This window comes from Alcaligenes sp. NLF5-7 (genome assembly GCF_024266725.1).
GTDB lineage: Bacteria > Pseudomonadota > Gammaproteobacteria > Burkholderiales > Burkholderiaceae_B > Alcaligenes > Alcaligenes phenolicus.
In genome coordinates, this window is the sequence record NZ_CP100755.1 from 1,564,465 (window position 1) to 1,587,653 (window position 23,189).

The following is a 23,189-nucleotide window of genomic DNA, read 5'->3' on the forward strand; positions in this document are numbered from 1 at the left end:
ATGTCCAACCCTGATTTTGGCGAAACCACCGTCATTACCCCGGTTCAAAAACCGGGGATGACGGCTATCCAGGTGGCCCAGGCCATGCTGGATGGGTTCAATCGCCACTATGCGCTGTTTCGCTACAGCGCCCAGCGCGCCAAGTCTTTGTACGAATCAGGCGACTGGCATGGTATTCAGCAGCTCTCGCGCGAACGTATCGAGTACTACGCGACACGGGTGCGCGAATGCGCGGCCATGCTTAGCCAGAATCTGCGTTTGCATCAGCCCACGCCTTCCGATCCGGCCCATCTGGACGAGGCCCAGCAGCAGTTGTGGTTGCAGGCCAAGGCGGAGTTTGTACGCCTGCTCTCGGGTCACCGTCAGCCAGAATGTGCGGAGACCTTTTTCAACTCCGTCTCCTGCCGCGTGCTGCATCGGCACTACTTCCGCAACGAATTCATTTTCGTGCGCCCAGCCGTTGCCACGGATTATCTGGACGGCGCGCTGCCTTCGTATCGGGTCTATTACCCCACCGAAGAAGGTCTGGAAGCCAGTCTGACCAGTATGCTGGCCGACTTCGGTCTGGCCGCCCCCTTTGCCGACCTGCCGCGCGATGTGCGCACGCTGGCTCGTATGGCCGTGCGTCAACTGTGCCGCCGTCTGCCACGTGGCTATGGCTCGCGCATTGGCTCGGACTGCCAGATTCAGGTGCTGAACTCCCTGTTCTTTCGTAACAAGGGCGCCTATGTGGTGGGCCGCCTGATCAATCAGGGTGAAGTGCTGCCGTTTTCGATTGCCATTTTGCATCGCCCATCAGGACACTTGTATATAGACGCCTTGCTGCACACCACGGACGACCTGTCCACGCTGTTCAGCTTTACCCGCGCCTATTTTCTGGTCGATATGGAAGCACCGTCGGCCTATGTGGACTTCCTGTCCAGCCTGCTGCCCCGCAAGCCCAAGGCCGAGCTGTACACTGCCATCGGCCTGCAAAAGCAGGGCAAGACCCTGTTCTACCGCGACTTTCTGCACCACTTGTCGCACTCGCACGATCACTTTGATCTGGCACCCGGTATTGCCGGTATGGTGATGACGGTATTCACCCTGCCGTCCTACCCCTACGTCTTCAAGCTGATCCGTGACCGCATTCAAAAGCAGGGCATGGACCACGCTACGGTACGCAGCAAATACCAGCTGGTTAAAAAACATGATCGTGTCGGGCGCATGGCCGACACCTGGGACTACGCTCAGGTGGCCTTGCCCAAGGCACGCTTTTCCGAAGCCTTGCTGGAAGAACTTCGCCGCGAAGTGCCCAGCCTGCTGGAAGAGTCCGAGGACACCATCCTGCTGCGCCACGTCTACATTGAACGACGCATGACCCCGCTGAACCTGTATCTGAACAAAGCCAGCGACCCCGCCCTGAATGCCGCCGTGGAGCAATACGGCAAGGCGATCCGGGAACTGGCCGCCGCCGACATCTTCCCCGGCGATATGTTGTTCAAGAACTTTGGTGTGACTCGTCTGGGCCGCGTCGTCTTCTATGACTACGACGAAATCCAGCACATGCGCGAGATGAACTTTCGCGCCATTCCGCCTGCACCAAATGAAGAAGCCGAAATGGCCAGCGAACCCTGGTATCCCATCGGCCCGAACGATGTATTTCCCGAAGAATTCGGCTACTTTCTATTGACCGACCCTCGTATTCGCAAAGCCTTCATGGCCCACCATGCAGAACTGCTGGAGCCTGAATGGTGGACTCAGTGCCGCTTGCGAGTGACGCAAGGTCGGATCGAAAATATTTTTCCGTATAACAAAGATCGGCAGCTGCACGAGTTTGCCAAACGCGGGCCGGTCTCCTCTTTGCAACCAGGAGTCTTTCATGACTAATTCCGTTGTCATCGTCTCGATCGCCCGCACCCCTATGGGCGGCATGATGGGTAGCCTGTCCGATCTGGCCGCCCACGAACTGGGCGCCGTCGCCATCAAGGCGGCCATGGAGCGCTCGGGCATTCAGGCCGACAAGGTCGACGAAGTGATCATGGGTAACGTGCTGCAAGCCGGTCAGGGCCAGGCTCCTGCACGCCAGGCTGCCTTGGGCGCCGGTCTGCCCCAGGGTGTAGCTTGCACCACCATTCACAAGGTTTGCGGTTCCGGTCTGAAAGCCGCCATGTTTGCCCACGACCTGCTCAAGGCAGGCAGCGTGGACGTGGTGGTGGCTGGCGGTCAGGAAAGCATGAGCAATGCTCCCTACCTGCTGCTGAAAGGCCGCGAAGGTTACCGCTACGGTCACTCCACCGTGTATGACCACATGGCCCTGGACGGCCTGGAAGACGCGTACAGCCGTGGCACCGCCATGGGTGTATTTGCCGAAGATTGCGCCAGCAAATACGAGTTCAGCCGCGAAGAGCAGGACGCCTACGCGCTGGAGTCGCTGCGCCGCGCTCGCCAAGCCAGCGATGACGGCAGCTTTGAATGGGAAATTGCGCCAGTCACCATCGCTGGCCGCAAGGGTGATGTCGTTGTTGCCAAGGACGAAGCCCCCACCAAAGCCATGCCCGAGAAGATCCCCACGCTGCGTCCCGCTTTCAAGAAAGACGGCACAATTACCGCTGCCAACGCCTCGTCCATTTCGGACGGTGCCGCCGCCATGGTGATCACCACCGAAGAAAAAGCCAAGGAATTGGGTGCCACACCGCTGGCCCGCATTGTGGCTCACACCCAGCACGCGCAAGAACCGGCCTGGTTCACGACCGCTCCAGTCGCTGCTATCCAGAAACTGCTGGATAAAACCGGTTGGAGCGTGGCTGACGTTGACCTGTTCGAGATCAACGAAGCCTTTGCCGTGGTGACCATGGCTGCCATGAAAGAGCTGAACATCCCGCACGACAAGGTCAACATCCACGGTGGTGCTACCGCCCTGGGTCACCCCATCGGTGCATCGGGTGCTCGCCTTCTGGCAACCTTGATCGGCGCACTGCGCAAGACCGGCGGCAAGCGCGGTATTGCCTCGCTGTGCATTGGCGGTGGCGAAGCTGTCGCCCTGGCCGTCGAGCTGGTTTAAAACAAGCTCATCAGCCGGGCTGCGGCCCGGCTGATTTTATGGGCTTTTCTCTGTTCTCTTTCCAGGCACGCCATGTCAGTTATTGAATCCCGCATCAATCCGCGTTCCCAAGACTTTCAGGACAACGCCTCGATCATGCAGGCCCTGATCCTTGATCTGCGCCAAAAGCTACAGAAAACCGCCTTGGGTGGGTCCGAATCCTCCCGGCAACGCCATGTGGGTCGCGGCAAGCTGCTGCCCCGTGAACGCGTCGAACGTCTGCTTGATCCCGGCACCCCTTTCCTGGAGCTTTCGCCTTTGGCTGCCCAGGATGTCTATAACAACGAATCCCCGGGCGCAGGCATCATCACCGGCATTGGCCGCATTGCAGGCATTGAATGCGTGGTGGTCTGCAACGACGCTACGGTCAAAGGTGGTACTTACTACCCGCTGACCGTCAAAAAGCATTTGCGTGCCCAGGAAATTGCCCAACAGAACAATCTGCCCTGCGTGTACCTGGTGGACTCGGGCGGGGCCAACCTGCCCAATCAGGAAGACGTGTTCCCGGATCGTGACCACTTTGGCCGCATCTTCTACAACCAGGCCAATATGTCGGCCCAGGGCATTGCCCAGATTGCGGTCGTGATGGGTTCGTGTACCGCTGGCGGTGCCTACGTTCCAGCCATGAGTGATGAATCCATCATCGTGCGCGACCAGGGCACCATCTTCCTGGGTGGCCCTCCACTGGTCAAAGCCGCAACCGGTGAAGAGGTCAGCGCCGAAGACTTGGGCGGTGGCGATGTACACACCCGTCTGTCCGGCGTAGCTGACCATCTGGCGGAAAACGATCTGCATGCGCTGGAGCTGGCGCGCCGCTGCGTAGGCCGCCTGAACCGCGAGAAAAAACTGCCCTGGCCGCTGAAAGAAGTGCGCGAGCCACGCTACGACCCGCAAGAGCTGAACGGCATCATCCCTGCCGACACCCGCAAACCCTACGATGTGCGCGAAGTCATCGCCCGCATTGTGGATGACTCGGATTTTGATGAATTCAAGGCCCGCTTTGGCACCACGCTGGTGACCGGCTTTGCCCATATCCACGGCATGCCTGTAGGCATCATTGCCAACAACGGCATTCTGTTCTCCGAAGCGGCCCAGAAGGGCGCCCACTTCATCGAACTGTGCTGCCAGCGCAAGACGCCTCTGGTGTTCCTGCAGAACATCACCGGCTTCATGGTGGGCCGCAAGTACGAAAACGAAGGGATCGCTCGCCACGGAGCCAAGCTGGTGACTGCTGTCTCTACCGCGGCCGTGCCCAAATTCACCGTGATTCTGGGCGGCTCCTTTGGTGCCGGTAACTACGGCATGTGTGGCCGCGCCTTCAGCCCACGCCTGCTGTTCCTCTGGCCCAATGCCCGTATCTCGGTCATGGGTGGTGAACAGGCGGCCAGCGTGCTGGCTACCGTACGCCGTGATGGCCTGGAAGCCCGTGGTCAGACCTGGAGTGCCGAGGAAGAAGAAGCCTTCAAGGCCCCCATCCGTGAGCAATACGAACATGAAGGCCACCCCTACTACGCCACCGCGCGTCTGTGGGATGACGGCATCATCCAGCCTTCGGATACCCGGCGCGTTCTGGCCCTGGGCCTGTCCGCCGCCTTGAACGCCCCTATTGAAGACACCCGCTTTGGCGTGTTCCGCATGTAAGACAAGGAGACACTGTGTTTCAGACCCTGCTGATAGCCAATCGCGGTGAAATTGCCTGCCGGGTGGCCGCCACTGCCCGCAGCCTGGGGCTGCGTACCGTTGCGGTTTACTCCGACGCGGACGCCGACGCCCAGCACGTACGTGCTTGTGATCAAGCCGTGCGCATCGGTGGCCCCGAGCCACGCGACAGTTATTTGAAGATCGACGCCATTCTGGAAGCCGCCCGTGCCACTGGCGCGAATGCCATCCACCCTGGCTACGGTTTTCTGTCCGAGAACGAGCACTTTGCTCGCGCTTGTGAAGAAGCCGGCATTATTTTTGTAGGCCCGCCCGCTCAAGCCATTGCGGCCATGGGCAGCAAGTCCGCCGCCAAATCCCTGATGGAAAAAGCCGGTGTACCCTTGGTGCCCGGTTACCACGGCGACAATCAGGACCCCGACTTTCTGCACAAACAAGCCGACCAGATCGGCTACCCCGTGCTGATCAAGGCCAGTGCCGGTGGTGGCGGCAAGGGCATGCGCATTGTGGAAGAGTCCGGCGCGTTCCTGGAAGCCCTGCGCTCTTGCCAACGCGAAGCCGCCAGCAGCTTTAGCGACGACCGCGTACTGATCGAGCGCTACGTCACCAAGCCACGCCATATCGAAATTCAGGTCTTTGGTGACCAGCACGGTGGCTACGTCTACCTGTTCGAGCGCGACTGCTCGGTACAGCGCCGTCACCAGAAAGTGATTGAAGAAGCTCCCGCCCCCGGCATGACGCCCGAGCGTCGCCAGGCCATGGGTGAAGCGGCCATTGCAGCAGCACGCGCCGTGAACTATGTGGGTGCAGGCACGGTGGAGTTCATTGCCGAGCAGGACGGACGTTTCTACTTCATGGAAATGAATACCCGCCTGCAAGTGGAGCACCCCGTCACCGAACTGATTACCGGCCACGATCTGGTGGAATGGCAGCTGCGTGTGGCCGATGGCCAACCTTTGCCTGCCAAGCAGGAAGAACTGAGCATCAATGGTCACGCCATTGAGGTTCGCATTTACGCAGAAAACCCCGATAAGGACTTCCTGCCCTCCATCGGTACACTGCGCAGCTTGCAGTACCCCGCCCATGCGTCCTTCACCTCCGGTGATGTGCGTATCGACAGCGGCGTGCGTGAAGGCAGCGTCATCAGCCCCTTCTACGATCCCATGATTGCCAAGGTGATCACCCATGGTGCTGATCGTGAGCAGGCCCGTCGTCGCCTGATTCGCACGCTGGCCGATACTCAAGTGGCCGGCGTACACACCAACAAGACTTTCCTGCAACGCCTGCTGGGCGATGAAGCCTTTGCCCAGGCCGATCTGGATACAGGTCTGATCCCACGCCGTCACGATGCGCTGTTCCCCAGCAATCAGGACGTTCCAGCGTCTGTGCTGGCCTTCGCCGCCTGCGCCGTGCTGACTCACCAGGGTCTGAGCGGACAAGCCTCCAACTCCGACCCCTGGGCGGTGCATGACGCCTGGCGTCTAAGCGGAGACTACGATCAGAAAGTAGCCTTGCAACTAGGCGAACAAACTCACGAAGTACTACTACAACGTCGTGAAAACCAGTGGCAGATCACACTGGGCGAAGCTCAACACGTGCTGCGCTGGCAAGCCGAGACAACCGCTGGTCTGGCCAAAACCCTGACCTTACGTCTGTGGCTGGATCAGGTCGAATATCGCGCCCAGGTGCTGCAAGATGGCGACCATCTACAAGTTGCCCAGGCCGGTTCGGACTGGACTCTGGCCGTGATCGACACCTTGGCCAGCGCCGGCACCAACAGCCAGGAAGCCCACGGCGGCCGTCTGACCGCTCCCATGCCCGGCAAGATCATTGCCCTGAACGTGGGCGCTGGTGACAGCGTCAAGCAGGGTGATGTGCTACTGGTCATGGAGGCCATGAAGATGGAACATTCCATTCAGGCACCGGCTGATGGCACCGTGGCCGAGCTGTTCTTTGCCGTGGGAGATCAAGTGCCCGAGGGCGCAGAACTGGTCACCATGGAGAGCTGAAACTCCTCCCTTCCAGCCCGTGTAAAACGCATTGCCGGGCTGGAAAAATAGGCGTAAAGTCGCACTAACAAGAGCCCCCGTCCAGGGGCTCTTGCCGTTAAGAACGACTCATGACCGCCCAGCCCCTTACCCCTTACTGTGGTCGCTTTGCGCCTAGTCCCAGTGGTCCCTTGCACGAGGGTTCACTGGTGGCCGCTATGGCCAGCTACCTGGATGCACGCGCCCAGAACGGGCGCTGGTTACTGCGCATTGAAGACATAGACACGCCACGCGTGGTCGCAGGGGCTGACCAGATCATCATGCAGCAGTTGCAAGGTCTGGGCATGCGCTGGGATGGCGAGGTGCTTTGGCAAAGCCAGCGGCTGGCACGCTACCAGGAAGTGTTTGATGGCCTGCGCGAGCGAGATCTTGTCTACGGCTGCGCCTGCACCCGTCAGGAAATTCTGGCGGCTTCCCTGCCAGTCGCGCCGGATTCGCACGAATATCCCTATGCAGGCACCTGCCGCCACGGCATCCCGGTAGACCGTGCCATCCGTGCTTGGCGGCTGCGTGTCCCGGAAGGGGTGGAACACTTCACCGATCGCTGGGCCGGGCCGCAGCAACAGGACGTAGCCAAAGAAGTAGGGGACTACATCCTTAAGCGCGCCGACAAGCTCTGGGCTTACCAGTTTGTTGTGGTCATTGATGATGCAGACAGCCAGATCACCGATGTTGTACGCGGTGCCGACTTGCTCAGCTCCACCGCCCGCCAACGCGTACTGCAAAAAGTCCTGGGCCTGCCTGTACCGCGCACGTTGCACGTGCCGCTGGCCTGCGATGAGCAAGGCCGCAAGCTCTCCAAACAGAACCATGCCCCGGCCTTTGACCTGGAGCATCCTATGGAGACACTGCAACGCGTCTGGGCCTTTCTGGGGTTTGCTCCCGTGGCTGCGAACACCCTGGACGAGTTCTGGAGCCAGGCCATCAGTGCGTGGGCGCAGCGCTTCCCGCTGCCTGCGGAGCCAAGCCCGAACAGTTGAGCCACGAGCCGAGGCTGGATGCGGATGCGGATGCGGATGCGGATGCGGATGCGGATGCCAGCTAGTTTAGTGGCCTTTCAACCGCTGCGGTCCCACTTGCAGGGTTTCAAATAAACGACAGTTTCTGCCCCAACAATCGATTTATGTTTCAATCATAAAGACGCCCCGCCGCAAAGGGCGTCTGCCAGAGCAGACCCAGGCAAAAAGCAGTCTGGATGCGCAAGGCAAGACCCATCCATCCCCTGAACACCCCATTTGCCCCCTACCGCAAATCAGCGTAAAGTTTGGTCACTGGTTACCGAAATCACGCAGTTTTTTTAATCACTTAGGACGGCAACCTTATACCCATGTTTGATATCCTGGTTTATCTATTCGAGACGTATTACAACCCCCAGTCCTGTCCCAAGGCGGAGGTTCTGGCCCACAAATTGGCCGCTATTGGCTTTGAAGACGAGGACATCAACGACGCACTGGGCTGGTTACATGCACTGGGCGAGACCTCGCAGCAGTGTCAGCCTACGGCTCAACTCAGTCCCAACAGTCAGCGTATTTTTTCTGAGCACGAACAACATGTGCTGGGCGCTGATGCCATGGGTTTCATCACCTTTTTGCAGAATTCCGGCGCTCTTACCGCCCACCTGCGCGAAATCCTGATTGAAAGCGCCATGACGGTGGACGAAAGCCCGGTCTCGTTGGACAAAATAAAAATTGTCGCCCTGATGGTTTTGTGGAGCCACGAAGCCGAAATCGATCACCTGATCTTTGAAGAGCTGCTCAGCGACGACTCCACCCGTCAGTCCCACTAAGCTGATACACAGGAACCTATTTTTTGTTCAAGAACCGGCCCCGATAAAGAGGGTCCTTCAACACAAAAAGCCAAGGCCCGAATCCGACGCCACATCGGACTCGGGCCTTTTTGATTAGGCTTGCTGCTGACTGGCTCTGGCTTGGCTGCCTCTAGCGAAACAAACCCCAGATACAAAAAAGCCGGATTGTCTTTATTAGAGACAATCCGGCTACAGGCTATTGAACGCAGTTGTTCAGCTCAGGCTTACTTGATTTCCTTTCTGTCCTTGTCCAGCATCGCGCGCAGCAGGCTTTGGCCATCCTCGACCACCGCAAACTCGCCATAACGGGCGGCATCGAAGCGATCTGCCGAGCCTTCAGCGAAGAACCAGGCATCTGTTCCAGGCGTCCAGTTACTGCGGTGACGACGCATGCGCAAGCGCATCACATCGGAAGGTTCAGCCACAGGGCCTTCTTCGCTCCACAGACGCTCCTGGCCGTCCTGCTCCAGATAAACACCCTTGAACTGCGCCACCTTGTTCTCATCCAGCTGCACCGCCACAACAACCCATTGCTGAGCGTCCATCTTGGCAAGCGCATCCTTGGGCAAGCCCCAGGACAGGGCAGACAAGTTCTGCGACAGGGCAAAGTTCAAGGACATATAGTCGCCCTGCATCAGCGAACGGGGGTCCACCGGAGCCAGTTCCAGCAACACCGTCTGACCATCGCTCAAGATACGTTCTTTTTGCACGATGGCCACGTTGGCCACACCCAGCACCAGCATGGTCCCCAGCAGAACGCTGGCAACCATACCTTTGGGCGCGTCCTGCAAGCTTGCTGCCGTCCCTGCCTTCTTGCGGCTCAACTGACCCAAATAGGCAAAGACCAGACATCCCACCCCGGTTGCCAGCAACAGCTCGGCCTTGTCCAGCAAACTGATATTCAGGATGTAATACAGACGCCAGAGGCAGAACAGGCCCATTGCCACGGCCACCGCCAACAAGCTGAGATAACGCCAGGCATAAGCTACCAGAATCCAGCTCAAGGCCAGGGCCACCGGCGGATAGGGAGTCCAGACTGCGCACAAAGCGGCCATCCCCAGCAAGGCAATGCCATAGACAAGGGGTTGGTCACGCCAACCGCGCCAATAAAACGCCAGTATTGCCAGAGGAGCCATGGCCAGCAGAAAGCCAGCTACGGTCAGGTACGGCCGCGACTCGTCCCAAAAGGGCATGGAATAAAACAGTGTGCCCGCCCAAATAAGATGAATCTGGGAAGCGAGCAGCAAGGACCAGAACAAGGGCAGCCAGAAATGCGGCTTGCGCTCACCACGCAAATAAAGATGCCCCAGCCACAAGGCGGCAAAAAACATGAATGCCGCGGGCATTTCCAGCACCCAATAAGGCATCATGGTCCAGCGATCAAACAAGCGCTCGATCACCAGAAACTCGATCGCGGCCAGTGCCCAAATCACCAGCAACATGCGCAATACGAACTGGCCTTTGGCAAGCCTGTACAGCAAGGTACTGATCACGACGGCTATCATGGCGCTGGCCTCAAGTGGCCAGGGGTAGCGCAAGTCCATAACCGGCACGCTCAGCAAGAGCAACGCACACGCAACCCAGCCGCCGACCAGATCCTGGCTGGGTACTGTGTGAGCCTTGGCAAACAGCACGGGGGACACCAGAGCCATGATGCCGCCCAGTACACCCAACGCTTCCAGACTCAATTCCAGAGAAACACCCAGGTACAGCAGAATAATCAGTGGTAACAGCAGGTATAAGAACAGCTTGATCACGCGCAGATACCAGGGGTGATGCTCGTCACTATCCTGAGCGTCAGCTTGAACACTAGCCTGTGCGTTGGCCAGGATCTCTGCTGTTGGGGCGGCAGGACTTGTTGTCCTTGCTGCGTTCACTGGTACTTGGGTTGCAGCCGCTTCAGCTCCAGCGTGAGTCCGTCGCCAATGGACGACCTGTTGCTGCAGGAAGCGCAGCAAGCCCAGGCCCAGACCCACAATAACCACCACGATCAGCAGGAACGCATCGCCTGCATACTCGATAATCAGCATGCTCAAGGAGCCATACGCGCCGAACGAGGCCAAGGACATGATCAGCAAATCCGGGCGGCGGTAGTGATAAATACCGTACAGCACCAGGAACAGGACCAGTCCCAGCAAGGAGTTGCCTTCCATGACCTGGGCACCGATGAAAAAGCCCACCGCAATTGCTGCCACACGCGGCACGATGCGCCACGGGTCATGACGCGCACGCCAGATGGTTTCGGCTGCCAGCAACAGCAGCACATTGACTGCCAGAGCCAGCAAGGTCTGCGTGGTGTAACTGCGCCCGAACCAGCCCAAGCGGGCAACATCTATCCATAAGTACAAGGCGGTATTGATCAGTACCAGCCACAGCACCGACAGAAAGACACTGCGCACTGTGAATACCCAAGGTATGATCAGCACAGTCCACAATGCGAAAAGCTGCCAAGGGTCTGCGCCGGTCTGATAAGTCTGGCCAATCAGCGCCAGCAAACCGCCCGTGGCCACGGCGGCCAGGCCGGTCAAGGCAGCCGGCACTCCCAGATCATGACCCCAGCCACCGGAACGTCGGCGAAACAGCAAGGCCAGCCCTGCAGAAACCAGCACGGCGCCTTGAGCCAGGGCAAATTTGGCTACGTGCCCCCAGTTTTCCCAATTGGCCGCAATCCAGGTCACCAGACCACTAGCGAGCAGCAAAACGGCCAAACCCCAAGCCAGTTTTGTCAGAAACACTCGCCAGTCTGTGGGCCATACGTTAGTCTTGTCAGGTCTCATAACTTGCATAGAGGGATAAGCACCTCGTATCATTTCGCGCATTGCAGCGCAGTTGCTGTCACTGGAATCATATGGATAAAACACTAATCATTGCCGAGAAACCTTCAGTCGCCGTAGATATCTCGCGGGCATTGGGCGGTTTCACTCGAGAAGGTGATTATTTCGAAAGCGATCGCTATGTGCTGGCCTCCAGCATCGGCCATCTGCTGGGCCTGGTGGCCCCTAATGATCCGGTCCGCGGCAAGTGGAGCTTCACACATCTACCTGTTATTCCCCCTCAGTTTGAGCTCAACCCGACTGACAAGAAATCGACTGAGCGCTTGAAACTGCTGGTCAAGCTGATCAAACGAAAGGATGTCACCGCTGTTATCAATGCCTGTGACGCGGGGCGCGAGGGTGAGCTGATTTTTCGCTACATTATGCAGTACGCCGGTGCGAAAAAACCGGTAAAAAGGCTTTGGTTACGTTCGATGACACAATCGGCGATCCGTGAAGCATTTGAAAACCTGCGCGACGATGAAGACATGAAACCGCTGGAAGCGGCTGCCCGTTCGCGCGCCGAAGCGGACTGGCTGGTGGGCATTAATGGCACGCGTGCCATGACGGCTTTCAATAGCAAGGATGGCGGTTTTTTCAAAACCCCCGTGGGCCGTGTGCAAACCCCCACGCTGGCTATCGTGAACGAGCGCGAGAACCGCATTCGCCAGTTCGTGTCGCGCGATTACTGGGAAGTACACGCGGACTTTATTGCCGCTGCAGGCCTGTACACCGGCCGCTGGTTCGACCCCAAGTTCGTCAAAGACGAGCATGACCCCGAGAAAAAAGACTCGCGTCTGTGGTCCCTGACGGCTGCCCAAACCATTGTGGCCGCGTGCCGCGAGCAACCCGGCGTAGTCACCGAGGAATCCAAGCCCAGCACGCAGATGTCGCCCGCCTTGTTTGATTTGACCTCGCTGCAACGCGAAGCCAACTCGCGCTTCGGCTTCTCTGCCAAGACCACCTTGTCCTTGGCGCAGACGCTGTACGAACGCCACAAGGCGCTGACTTACCCCCGTACCGATTCGCGCTATCTGCCTGAAGACTATATAAGTACAGTGCAAGAAACCATGCGTGCGCTGGCTGACAGCGGCACGCCTGCCAGCGCTTCGGTGCAACCGTTTGCGCAGGAAGTGGTCGAGCAGAAATGGGTCAAGCCCAACCGTCGGATTTTCGACAACAAGAAGGTTTCGGATCACTTTGCCATCATCCCCACCTTGCAGGTGCCTCGGGAGCTGAGCGATGCCGAACACAAGATTTACGAGCTGATCAGCCGTCGCTTCCTGGCCGTGTTCTTCCCGGCTGCGGAATTCCGCGTCACCACGCGTATTACGCAGGTGTCCGGTCACCACTTCAAGACCGAAGGCAAAGTGCTGGTCAAACCGGGCTGGCTGGCTATTTATGGCCGCGATGCCCAAGGTGAAGATGCGTCCCTGGTGCCGGTTGCCGATGGCGAGAAGGTTCGCACTGAAGACGTGAGCACCAAGGCCCTGGCTACCAAGCCACCTGCACGCTTTACGGAAGCGACCCTGCTGTCGGCCATGGAAAGCGCCGGCAAGCTGGTGGATGACGAAGCCTTGCGCGAAGCCATGTCCGAGCGCGGTCTGGGTACGCCAGCCACTCGTGCTGCCATTATTGAAGGTCTGCTGAACGAAGCCTACTTGCGTCGTGAAGGCCGCGAGCTGGTGCCTAGCGCCAAGGCGCGTCAGCTGATGACTTTGCTGTCCGGCCTGGGTGTTAGCGAACTGACTTCGCCCGAACTGACTGGCGAATGGGAGCACCAGCTCAAGCAGATCGAGCAACGTCAGCTGGATCGCGACGTATTCATGCGTGAAATCGCGCAGATGACGCAAGTTATCGTCAAGCGTGCGAAAGAGTACGAACGCGACACGGTTCCTGGTGATTACGCGACCTTGCAGACGCCATGCCCTAAATGTGGTGGCGTGGTCAAAGAAAATTACCGTCGTTATGCCTGCACGGCTTGCGATTTCTCTATCGGTAAGCATCCGGGTGGTCGCACCTTTGAGCTGCCTGAGGTTGAAGAGCTATTGGCCAAGAAAGAACTGGGCCCACTGCCCGGTTTCATCAGCAAGATGGGTCGTCCCTTTGCGGCACTTTTGCGCATTACCGACGAGTACAAGCTGGAGTTCGACTTCGGCCAGAACGATGACGATGATGACGAAGCCCTGGATTTCAGCGGCCAGACCCCGGTCGGCCCCTGCCCCAAGTGCCAGTCTCCCGTCTTTGAGCACGGCTTGCGTTACTTGTGCGAGAAGTCGGTCGGCCCATCCAAGAGCTGCGACTTCCGTAGCGGCAAGGTGATCTTGCAGCAGGAAATTACCCGCGAACAGATGGCCAAGCTGTTGGGCGAAGGCAAGACAGACCTGCTGGATGGTTTCGTGTCCTCGCGTACCAACCGCAAGTTCAAGGCCTTCCTGGTGCGTCAGGCAGACGGCAAGATCGGCTTTGAGTTCGAGCCGCGTCCAGAGAAGCCAGGTCGCAAAACAGCCGCCAAGAAAACGGCCACTAAAGCAGCGGCTAAAAAGACAGCAGTGAAGAAGACGGCGGCCAAGAAGACGGCAGCTAAAAAAACAGCTGCTAAAAAGACGGCCAGCAAGGCGGAGTAAAAAGCTCGGCTTGTTTGAAAGAATGGCCTCCCTTTTTTGGGGGGCCTTTTTTTATGGGTAGTCGTGTAGAGCTTGCAGGCTGGGGAAGAGAGTCTCTGTGAAAACGCCATTCAGGGACCGGGTTTGGGTCTCCGGGCTGCGCACCGGTTCCCTTGTCGAGTACAGGATCCGGGCGCACCCTGAACTCGCCCGGTGGTTTGTCCCCCGGACAAACCACAAACGCCGGGCTCAAACAGCAGGGCGCTTGCATCCCGGATCCCGCACTCGCCTGCGGCAAGTACTCTGAACCGCCCCGAGACCCAAACCCGGTCCCTGAACGGCTCACAATAGTTCTTTGCCCAGAAGCTGTAAGGCTTCTTACCCTTATGACCTCAATTCCACCCAAATACTTATGTACGCCCCTGGGCATGGCATAAAGAAACGAGCGAAACATAGGCTGCTAAGCAAGCATAAGCATCGAAAAGCTAACAACAACAACAACAACAACAACAACAACAACAACAACAACACACACACATAGTGCAAAGCACACGACACCCTGCACGCAGCCACAGCCAATGCAAACCCAACCGAAACAGTGTTGCAAGGCCGAGGTATTAGAACGGTGTGAAGGCTCGAGTCCGTGGGGCGTTGGGGGTGGGCGGGTCAGAGTACTTGCCGCGGGCAGGAGATAGCGCAGGGGTACAAGCATCCTGCTGTTTGAGCACGACGCTTATGGTTTGTCCGGTGGACAAACCATCGTGCGAGTTCAGGATGCGCCCTGCGCTATCTCCTGACTAGGGAACCGGTGCGCAGCACCGGCAAGTGCTCAGCCCACCCCCAACGCCCCACGGACTCGAGCCTGGCTTTTAATCACCTCTCCTATGCCAAGCTCCGTTCCAAGCACTACTCCAGAGCCAAAACCCTTCTAAACCACAATGCAGCAGCATCAAAACCGCAACTAAAGCGGTAAGTAAAACAAAGCCTTAGCAAGCACCACAATCAGCAGGACGTGTGCAAAAACACTAAGGTGGATAATCCGTGAACGCCGCGCCGTCATGGTCTTGCGTCGGCTCATCACCATTACAGATAGAAAATGCCCGAATACGCTTAGCGCCAGGGTGATCTTTACACCCAGTATCCAGGCACGAGCGCCGCCGACCTCAAACAAGGCCCGATGCTGCCAGGCCAGACTCAAGCCAGCACAGTAGAGCAACAACAGAACCCAAGGCATGATGCGGCGCGCGCGACGCCCCAGGGCATACTCAAACTCCCGCATCGATGGCCGGGAAACCTGACGCGCCAAAGGCGACAACATCAGCACCTCGAAAAATACGGTGCCAATAAAGAAAATCGCAGCCAGAAGGTGAACCAACAACAGGAGGAAATAGCTCATGAACAGCGCTCAGGAAAGCAGACGATTCTTCAACGGTACACCAGGTCTCGCGCCCACAAACTGACTTCTGGCACATAGCTGATCAGCATCAAGCAAGCCAGGATGACGACTACAAAAGGCAGCAGGGGACGTATCAGTTTTTCCAAAGAAATCCCGGCCACTGAACAGGCGGCAAACAGGTTCACGCCAAAGGGCGGAGTCACCATTCCCAGCGCCAGATTGACCACCATGATGATGCCAAAGTGCGCCGGATCAATGCCAAACTGCATGGCCACCGGCAGCAAGAGCGGTGCCAGCACCACAATCGAGGCCGAGGTCTCGACAAACATGCCCACCACAAACAAGGCCACGTTCACACCCAGCAAAAACATCATGGGGCTACTGAACAATTCCCCCAACCAGATCCCCATGGCAGCCGGAATGCCGGTGCGATTGAGCAGGAAGCCAAACACACCCGCATTGGCGATGATGAACATGATGACCGCCGTGGACACCACGGAACGATGCAGCACCTTGGACAAGTCGCCCCATTTAACGCTGCGATAGACAAACATGCTCACGATCAAGGCATAGACTACCGCCACCGCCGAAGCCTCGGTAGGCGTGAAAATACCCCCGTAAATCCCGCCGAGAATAATCACCGGCATCAACAAGGCCAACCACGCCTGACGGAATGCCGTCCAGACACCCAAACGACCCACGCCGTCCTGCAAACCCAGACCATGGCGACGTGCATACAGCCACACATAAAGCATCAAGGCGCCGCCGATCAGCAAGCCAGGGCCAATACCCGCAACGAACAGCTCGCCTACCGACGTGTCCGTGGATACGGCAAACAGAATCATGGGAATGGACGGCGGGATGATCACCCCCAACTCCGCCGCTGAGGCCTGCAAGGATGCCGCGAACGGTGCCGGGTAGCCATGCCGGACCATGGCAGGGATAAGAATTGCCCCGACCGCAAAAGTGGTTGCCACACTGGAACCGGCCACTGCCGCAAAAATCATGCAGGTCAGCACACAGCTACAAGCCAGGCCCCCTTGAACACCCCCCACCAGGCTTTTGGCAAACTCCACCATACGGTTGGACATGCCGCCCGACTCCATCAGGTTGCCTGCCAGAATGAAGAAGGGCACAGCAACCAGAGGATACTTGTCCAGAGCTGCATACAACTGCTGGGCGATGACCAGAAAAGTCATGCGCCCCTCCCAGGCTACCCCCGCCATATTGGCCAGCCCCACGGCAATCGCCACGGGCACCGTCAATACAAAAAACAGCAGCATGGACACAAGCATGATCTGGGACACGATACGGCCTCCGGTCTAAACAGATGCCCGTAAGGCATCGAGAGTTCGGTGGTGCTTTACAGGCACGGAATCAGGTCTTGAATTAGAGCTGCGTGTTATCGACCACAGCAGGCGCAGGTTTCTCCAGCCAACGGGCCAGCAGGCCCAAAATGGCCAGCACGGCACCAATCGGGATCGCGATATACACCCAGGAAATGGACCACTCCAGACTAGGCATGGTCTGAAAGCGCACCCGCCAGGTCATTTGAATGCCGACCCAGGTCAACAGGCCGAAGAAAGCCAGACACGTAATCAGCACGGCCACATCCAGCCAATGCTGCGTCCGCTTGCCGACCCAGAGCCGCAGCACATCCACGCTTAGCATGGCACCCTGACGCAAGGCCAGACACAGACCCAGCATGACTGTCCAGATCAGAGCGGCACGTGACCAGGCCTCGCTCCAGTCGGCGGGCGACTGGAGCACGAAACGAGCGATCACTTGATAGAACGCAGCCGCCACTGCCGAGAGCAGCAGCAACTGCGTCACCCAGGACACCAGACGAAACAGGCCCTTATCCAGAACGGACAACAGAGCTTTCATGATGAATGCCGTTTACTGAGTCTGACGGATAGATTCGACCAGTTCCTGGCCGAACTGTTTGTAGTACTGGGGATAGACAGGCTCTACCGCTTTGGCAAACGCGGCATGGTCAACTGCATTGACCTGCATGCCTTCAGCCTTGACGGCATCCACGCCGGTTTTCTCGATGTCGTCCACGTAATCACGCATGGCCTGGGCAGCCGTTACGCCGGCATCTTTCATCAACTGCTTGTCCTGATCGGACAAGCCGTCATACACCGCCGGAGACATCAGCACCAAGGCCGGGCCATACACGTGAGCAGTCAGCGACAAATACTTTTGCAGCTGCGGCAGCTTGGCCGACACAATCACGGACAAGGGGTTTTCCTGACCGTCGATGGTGCCCTGTTGCAGTGCGGTTGCCACTTCCGGCCAGGCCATAGGCGTAGCCAGAATACCGATTTCACGGAAAGCGGCAATATGGATGGGGTTCTCTGTGGTGCGAATCTTCAGGCCCTTGGCATCAGCCGGGGTGGTGACAGGACGCACATTATTGGTCAGGTGACGGAAACCTTGCTCGCCCCAGGCCAGCGCCACAATCCCGCGTTTGGGAAATTCAGCCAGCATGTCCTGACCGATCTTGCCATCAAGTACATGGCGGGCATGCTGCAGGTCGCGGAACAGGAAAGGAATATCGAACACGCCGGTCTTGGGCACAAAGTTCAGGGTTGCGCCGGTAGAGACAATGGCCAGATCAATCGTGCCCAATTGCAAGCCTTCAATAACTTCACGCTCGCCGCCCAAGGCACTGTTGGGAAAGGCCTCGATGGTGTAGTTGCCGTCCTTTTCCAAGGCACTGGCAAAGGCTTTTGCACCCGCACCATAGTGAGAGCTGGTGGACAAAGCGTAAGCCAGCTTCAAGGAAGTCTGGGCCGTGGCCGCTCCCGCCGCCAGGCCCAAGCCCAGCATCAAACCTGCGGCCAAAAGACGGTTCTTCATGTGACGGTACATCATGCATGCCCCTCCTGTCTGAATGGATCAGTGTATTTAATGCGTAGTGCTCGGGCTGGGACATAGGGGTTTTTACGCCTGTGTCCCAGCCGGGCACCTTATTCTTCTACGTACCAGTTATCTTCGGACAACATGACCTGTTGATGGCCATAGCCTGCTGGCATCATGGGGAAACAGTTTTCCAGCGCCAGCACTTCCACGTTCAGAAAGAACGGGCCATCGTGGGCCAGACAACGCTCCAGCGCCGCATCCAGCTGATCGGGATGCTCCACGCGTTCGGCTTCCCAACCAAAGGCGCGCGACAAGGCCACAAAATCGGGCATGGCTTCGTTGTAGCTGTGGCTGTAACGACCATCGTGAATCAGCTCTTGCCACTGGCGCACCATGCCCATGTGGCGGTTATTGCACAGAATCACCTTGATCGGCGTGCGATGCTGCACAGCGCTGGCCAGTTCCTGAATATTCATCAGTACCGACGCGTCACCACTGACACACACCACCAGCTTGTCCGGATGCGCAATCTGCGCCCCAAACGCAGCAGGTACGCCGTAACCCATGGTGCCGGCTCCACCCGAAGTCAGCCAACGGCGAGGACGATCAAACTTGATGTACTGCGCAGCCCACATCTGGTGCTGGCCCACATCGGTAGAGACGATGGCATCACGGCCTTCCAGATGCGCGTCCAGACGTTGCAGCAAGTGCTGCGGCAAGATGGCGTCGCTATGAGGCGTCACTTTCAAGCACTCTTGAGCACGCCACACGCCAATGCGCTGCCACCAATCTTTCAAGCGACCTTCGGGCAATTCGTGATGCGACAGCTCTTTGCGCAGGGCGCGCAGTAGGGGATAGCAATCACCCACCAGAGCCACATCAGCACGCACCACCTTGTCGATGGAACCGGGGTCGATATCAATATGAATCTTGCTGGCATGGGGGCAGAAATCGGACAGACGGCCGGTAATGCGGTCGTCGAAGCGAGCGCCCACACAGATAATCAGATCCGCATGGTGCATGGCCAAGTTGGCTTCCAGCGTGCCGTGCATGCCCAACATGCCCACGAACTGCTCATCACGTGCAGGGTAGGCACCCAGGCCCATCAAGGTCAGTGTGCAAGGTGCGCCAGTTTCCTGAACCAGGCTGGTGAAGGCGTGGCTGGCATCGGCCCCGGAGTTGATCAGGCCACCACCACCGTAAAACACGGGGCGGCGAGCGTGCGCAATCATGGCGGCGGCGCGTTTGATCGCCGCTTCCTGGGCAGAGGCCGGAGCGGCAGGAGCCAAGAGGCTGTCAGCCTCGTCCTGGGCCGGCGCGTCGCTGCTGGCAGCGGGCAGGGTGGCGATCTGAATATCTTTGGGGAAGTCCAGCAGCACCGGACCGGGGCGGCCCTGGGTACACAGGCGCAAGGCCTTGGCCGTCAGGGAGGCCACGTCTTCAATACGACGAACCTGGGCATTCCACTTGGTCACAGGGCGGGAAATGCCAATCGCATCGCACTCCTGGAAAGCGGCGGTACCAATTGCGGTGGTCGCTACTTGACCACTAATACACAGGACAGGAATAGAATCACACAAGGCATCGAGCAAACCGGAGGTGGTATTGGCCATACCGGGGCCTGATGTCACCAGCACCACGCCAGGTTTGCCGGTGCTGCGGGCATAGCCTTCGGCCGCATGTACGGCAGCTTGCTCGTGACGAACCAAAATATGACGAATTCGCGGCTGGGCATGAAGAGCATCATAGAGCGGTAACACCGCTCCGCCAGGATAACCAAAAATGGTATCTACACCCTGAGCGATCAAGGTTTCGAGCAAGATTTGCGCGCCGTTGTGGGCGGTCGTTTCAAGTGACATGGTTGCGTAGCCCTGCATGTTTTGTAAGATAGAGATCGCCGTCCAGTTTATCCCCTTTTACAGGCTGATTCCCCATGGTCACTCAACGCCAACCCTGGCACGTCGTCAAACCATCCAAACTGCATGGCAATGGCGTCTTTGCGCTACGCGATATTCCAGCCGGAACGCGCATCCTGCAATATGCTGGCAAGCGGCTTACGCCGGAACAGGCCGATGCCTTGTTCCCCGTCAATCCGGATGAGCCTTTCCACACTTTTTTCTTTGCACTGAGCAATGGCAAAATCGTGGACGGTGGTCAGGGAGGCAATGATTCACGCTGGATCAACCACTCTTGCGCCCCCAACTGTGAAGGTCACGAGAACGCCGATGGCTCGCGTGTCTTTATTGTGGCCATGCGCGATATTCCTGCCGGGGAAGAGCTTTTGTATGACTACTCGCTGGTCATCGACGATGAAATTACCGAGGAGCTCAAGCAGAACTACCGCTGCCTGTGTGGCGCTCCCCAGTGCCGTGGCACCATGATTGCCCTGCAATCAGATCGCTCCCAGGCTGTTGCCGACGAGCTACGCGAAGTGGCCGCAGAATTGGATGCGGAAATGGAACAGGCCCGCAAAACGCCGGTTTCATCCAAACAAAAAGCCGCTGATCTGAAGGCCACTGCCATTAAGCAGGCAGAAAAGGGCGAGTCCGATCAGGATAAAGATGAGGACGCGGATAACGATAAAGAATCCTCAAGCGAGAAAGGCAAAAAGGATAAGAAGAGCAAAAAGAAGAAAAAAGAAAAAGCCAAAAACAAGGATAAAAATAAAGACAAAAAGCCTTCCAAAAAGGACAAAGAAGGCAAAAAAGGGAAAAAGGACCGTAAAAAAGAGTAAGCTGTCCCCCAGCTTGCATTAGCCCAGGCTGCCTCACCGGCAGCCTGCACCCTTGCTAATCACCCGCACAGCAAGCCCGGCAACACCCCAGCCGGGCCTATCAGAGCGCCACACACAGGCCCATCTGTCGTGCCGGGCCAGGTTTCAGACCTCATCAGCTAGGCGAAGCACCAACCCCCATATTGCGTGTGCCCTCGCCCCCATCCCTATCGTCTCTCCCCAGGCCAATGATGGCCCGCGGGTGCTATTGCACCGGGGGAAATTACTCACTGCCAGCCCCGTCTTTGACCGCTAGCATGTAGCTTTATTGCCAAATCTGACAGACCTCATGGATTCAAGTTCTACAGATACACCCGATAATCCCGCCGCCTCGCCCGCCGAATCCGGCCCGCGTATTCCTTTGCAAATAGAGGACTGGGCTTCGGTCCTGATCATGGCGACCCTGGCTTTAATTACCTTTGCCAACGTGTTTGTGCGCTATCTGACCGATAGCTCCTTTGCCTGGACCGAGGAAATCTCCATCTTTCTGCTGGTGGTCCTGACCATGAATGCCGGTGCCAGCGCCTGTGTGCGCCACTTGCACATTCGTATTGAAGTCTTTGCCGATGCGGGCACGGTGCGTCGTCAACGCCGCCTGGCCCTGTTTGGCATTGGCATGAGCCTGCTGTTCTTTGTCGGCATGGCCATTCTGTCCGGCCGCATGGCCCTGGACGAGTTCGAGTGGGGCGATACCTCGCCCTCCATTGGTGTCCCGACCTGGTGGTACAGCATGTGGCTGCCCATCCTGTCCACTACCCTGAGCCTGCGTTTGCTGGGCATGTGGGTGCGTCGTTGGCAGGCTAAATCATGATTGCAACCTTGCTGTTTGTCATCTTCATCGGCCTGATGCTGGTGGGCGTGCCGGTGGGCGTGTCTCTGGGTATAGGTGGTGCCTTTGCGATTTTGATGTCCAACCTGGATACGCACTGGTTTGGCCTGATGGCCGTGCCGCAAAGCTTTTATGCCGGTCTGGCCAAATACCCCTTGCTGGCCATTCCCATGTTCGTGTTGGTGGGTTCCATTTTTGACCGCTCGGGCGTAGCCAGCCGTCTGGTGAACTTTGCGGTAGCGCTGGTTGGCCGCGGCCCTGGCATGCTGCCCGTTGTTGCCATTGGCGTGGCCATGTTCCTGGGTGGCATTTCCGGTTCCGGCCCGGCCTGCGCCGCCGCCGTGGGCGCGGTCATGATCGGCGCCATGAAACGTGCGGGCTATCCCGGTCCTTTTGCGGCCAGTATTGTGGGCGCGGGTGCTGCCACCGACATTCTGATTCCCCCCTCCATCGCCTTCATTATTTACTCGGTGCTGGTGCCCGAAGCCTCCGTACCCGCGCTGTTTGCGGCTGGTATGTTCCCCGGCATTCTGGCGGGGATTGGCCTGATTATTCCGGCCATCTGGCTATCGCGCCGTCACAAGCTGGGATTGGCCGAAGCCGAGCTGCCACGTCCGCCATTCTGGCGCAGCCTGCGAGAAGCCGCCTGGGGCCTGATTGCCCCGGTCATCATTCTGGGCGGGATGCGCCTGGGTCTGTTCACTCCCACAGAAGCGGCTGTTGTGGCCGTGTTCTACGGCCTGTTCGTGGGCATGGTCATCCATCGCACCATCAAGTTCCGCGATCTGTTTTTGATCCTGCGGGAAGCCGCCGAATTATCAGCCGTCATCATGATGGTTGTGGCACTGGCCGGTATTTTTGCCTGGGCGCTGTCCACCCTGAGCATTATTGACCCCGTCACCAATGCCATCATCAATTCCGGTCTGGGCGAGTACGGCATTCTGGCGCTGATGATTGTCATGCTGATTGTGCTGGGCATGTTCCTGGATGGCATCTCGATCTTCCTGATCTTCGTGCCGCTGTTCATGCCTATTGCCTACAACTTTGGCTGGCACCCCGTCTGGTTCGGGGTCCTGCTGACCTTGAACGTGGCTCTGGGCCAGTTCACTCCACCCGTCGCCGTCAACCTGATGGTCGCCTGCCGTATCGCGGGCGTCCCCATGGAAAGCACCCTGCGTTGGGTAGGCTGGCTGCTACTGGGCATGGGCTCGACCATGCTGCTCGTTATCGCACAACCCGAGATTGCCCTGTGGCTGCCGCGCTACCTGGGCTTTAACTAAAACCACAAGACTGAAACAGAACTCATAG

The 23,189-nt window shown here is 58.1% G+C and carries 16 protein-coding genes; 10 read left to right on the plus strand and 6 right to left on the minus strand.

Annotation, left to right across the window (positions count from 1 at the left end; all coding sequences use genetic code 11):
- Positions 1–57 precede the first annotated feature (57 nt).
- From aceK to MID00_RS07385, 6 genes are all read left to right on the plus strand, one after another.
- Positions 58–1,869, plus strand: coding sequence for a bifunctional isocitrate dehydrogenase kinase/phosphatase (gene aceK, locus MID00_RS07360; protein WP_254500292.1), 1,812 nt, complete (start codon positions 58–60; stop codon positions 1,867–1,869).
- Positions 1,862–3,043 (plus strand): acetyl-CoA C-acyltransferase, encoded by a 1,182-nt coding sequence (locus MID00_RS07365; protein ID WP_250756441.1) that lies wholly within the window; start codon positions 1,862–1,864, stop codon positions 3,041–3,043. The genes aceK and MID00_RS07365 overlap by 8 nt, the downstream gene beginning before the upstream one ends.
- Positions 3,044–3,115: 72 nt before the next feature.
- Positions 3,116–4,723, plus strand: a complete 1,608-nt coding sequence (locus tag MID00_RS07370) for a carboxyl transferase domain-containing protein (RefSeq protein ID WP_021447122.1) — start codon at positions 3,116–3,118, stop codon at positions 4,721–4,723.
- A 14-nt stretch (positions 4,724–4,737) separates the two neighbouring features.
- Positions 4,738–6,750, plus strand: coding sequence for an acetyl/propionyl/methylcrotonyl-CoA carboxylase subunit alpha (locus MID00_RS07375; RefSeq protein WP_250756440.1), 2,013 nt, complete (start codon positions 4,738–4,740; stop codon positions 6,748–6,750).
- 110 nt (positions 6,751–6,860) lie between these two features.
- Positions 6,861–7,769 carry a tRNA glutamyl-Q(34) synthetase GluQRS gene (gene gluQRS, locus MID00_RS07380; protein WP_009463595.1) on the plus strand — a complete coding sequence of 303 codons (909 nt, stop codon included), beginning with the start codon at positions 6,861–6,863 and terminating at the stop codon, positions 7,767–7,769.
- 347 nt (positions 7,770–8,116) lie between these two features.
- Positions 8,117–8,575, plus strand: a complete 459-nt coding sequence (locus MID00_RS07385; RefSeq protein ID WP_009463598.1) for a DUF494 family protein — start codon at positions 8,117–8,119, stop codon at positions 8,573–8,575.
- Between the two features lie 245 nt (positions 8,576–8,820).
- On the opposite strand, the gene MID00_RS07390 is transcribed toward MID00_RS07385, so the two are convergent.
- On the minus strand, positions 8,821–11,331 hold the full coding sequence (locus MID00_RS07390) for a GDYXXLXY domain-containing protein (RefSeq protein ID WP_254500099.1): 2,511 nt from the start codon (positions 11,329–11,331) through the stop codon (positions 8,821–8,823).
- Positions 11,332–11,444: 113 nt separating this feature from the next.
- On the opposite strand from MID00_RS07390, the gene MID00_RS07395 reads away from it, so the two are divergent.
- Positions 11,445–14,036 carry a DNA topoisomerase III gene (locus tag MID00_RS07395; RefSeq protein WP_009463602.1) on the plus strand — a complete coding sequence of 864 codons (2,592 nt, stop codon included), beginning with the start codon at positions 11,445–11,447 and terminating at the stop codon, positions 14,034–14,036.
- Positions 14,037–14,976: 940 nt separating this feature from the next.
- Here the strand turns inward: MID00_RS07395 and MID00_RS07400 are convergent.
- The 5 genes from MID00_RS07400 to ilvB all read right to left on the minus strand — a co-directional run bounded on the left by MID00_RS07400 (position 14,977) and on the right by ilvB (position 20,156).
- Positions 14,977–15,411, minus strand: coding sequence for a CopD family copper resistance protein (locus MID00_RS07400; protein WP_254500100.1), 435 nt, complete (start codon positions 15,409–15,411; stop codon positions 14,977–14,979).
- Between the two features lie 29 nt (positions 15,412–15,440).
- On the minus strand, positions 15,441–16,718 hold the full coding sequence (locus MID00_RS07405) for a TRAP transporter large permease (protein ID WP_009463605.1): 1,278 nt from the start codon (positions 16,716–16,718) through the stop codon (positions 15,441–15,443).
- A gap of 82 nt (positions 16,719–16,800) precedes the next feature.
- A complete protein-coding gene (locus MID00_RS07410; protein ID WP_009463607.1) occupies positions 16,801–17,298 on the minus strand; it encodes a TRAP transporter small permease in 498 nt (165 codons plus the stop codon).
- A 12-nt stretch (positions 17,299–17,310) separates the two neighbouring features.
- The gene (locus tag MID00_RS07415; protein ID WP_247966903.1) at positions 17,311–18,276 is read right to left on the minus strand and encodes a TRAP transporter substrate-binding protein; all 966 of its coding nucleotides are present in this window, start codon (positions 18,274–18,276) and stop codon (positions 17,311–17,313) included.
- Between the two features lie 110 nt (positions 18,277–18,386).
- Positions 18,387–20,156: a biosynthetic-type acetolactate synthase large subunit gene (gene ilvB, locus MID00_RS07420; RefSeq protein ID WP_009463611.1), complete on the minus strand. Its 1,770-nt coding sequence runs from the start codon at positions 20,154–20,156 to the stop codon at positions 18,387–18,389.
- 56 nt (positions 20,157–20,212) lie between these two features.
- On the opposite strand from ilvB, the gene MID00_RS07425 reads away from it, so the two are divergent.
- From MID00_RS07425 to MID00_RS07435, 3 genes are all read left to right on the plus strand, one after another.
- Positions 20,213–21,013, plus strand: a complete 801-nt coding sequence (locus tag MID00_RS07425) for an SET domain-containing protein (protein WP_250756435.1) — start codon at positions 20,213–20,215, stop codon at positions 21,011–21,013.
- 328 nt (positions 21,014–21,341) lie between these two features.
- Positions 21,342–21,863, plus strand: a complete 522-nt coding sequence (locus tag MID00_RS07430) for a TRAP transporter small permease (RefSeq protein ID WP_254500101.1) — start codon at positions 21,342–21,344, stop codon at positions 21,861–21,863.
- Positions 21,860–23,161 carry a TRAP transporter large permease gene (locus MID00_RS07435; RefSeq protein ID WP_009461177.1) on the plus strand — a complete coding sequence of 434 codons (1,302 nt, stop codon included), beginning with the start codon at positions 21,860–21,862 and terminating at the stop codon, positions 23,159–23,161. Before MID00_RS07430 ends, MID00_RS07435 begins: the two co-directional genes overlap by 4 nt.
- The last annotated feature ends 28 nt before the right edge of the window (positions 23,162–23,189 follow it).

Excerpts from the sequence above, each read along its gene's own strand:
- aceK (WP_254500292.1), top strand. The coding sequence starts at position 58 with ATGACGGCTATCCAGGTGGCCCAGGCCATGCTGGATGGGTTCAATCGC.
- MID00_RS07365 (WP_250756441.1), top strand. The coding sequence starts at position 1,862 with ATGACTAATTCCGTTGTCATCGTCTCGATCGCCCGCACCCCTATGGGC.
- MID00_RS07370 (WP_021447122.1), top strand. The coding sequence starts at position 3,116 with ATGTCAGTTATTGAATCCCGCATCAATCCGCGTTCCCAAGACTTTCAG.
- gluQRS (WP_009463595.1), top strand. The coding sequence starts at position 6,861 with ATGACCGCCCAGCCCCTTACCCCTTACTGTGGTCGCTTTGCGCCTAGT.
- MID00_RS07385 (WP_009463598.1), top strand. The coding sequence starts at position 8,117 with ATGTTTGATATCCTGGTTTATCTATTCGAGACGTATTACAACCCCCAG.
- MID00_RS07395 (WP_009463602.1), top strand. The coding sequence starts at position 11,445 with ATGGATAAAACACTAATCATTGCCGAGAAACCTTCAGTCGCCGTAGAT.
- MID00_RS07400 (WP_254500100.1), bottom strand. The coding sequence starts at position 15,411 with ATGAGCTATTTCCTCCTGTTGTTGGTTCACCTTCTGGCTGCGATTTTC.
- MID00_RS07410 (WP_009463607.1), bottom strand. The coding sequence starts at position 17,298 with ATGAAAGCTCTGTTGTCCGTTCTGGATAAGGGCCTGTTTCGTCTGGTG.
- MID00_RS07415 (WP_247966903.1), bottom strand. The coding sequence starts at position 18,276 with ATGAAGAACCGTCTTTTGGCCGCAGGTTTGATGCTGGGCTTGGGCCTG.
- ilvB (WP_009463611.1), bottom strand. The coding sequence starts at position 20,156 with ATGCAGGGCTACGCAACCATGTCACTTGAAACGACCGCCCACAACGGC.
- MID00_RS07425 (WP_250756435.1), top strand. The coding sequence starts at position 20,213 with ATGGTCACTCAACGCCAACCCTGGCACGTCGTCAAACCATCCAAACTG.
- MID00_RS07430 (WP_254500101.1), top strand. The coding sequence starts at position 21,342 with ATGGATTCAAGTTCTACAGATACACCCGATAATCCCGCCGCCTCGCCC.
- MID00_RS07435 (WP_009461177.1), top strand. The coding sequence starts at position 21,860 with ATGATTGCAACCTTGCTGTTTGTCATCTTCATCGGCCTGATGCTGGTG.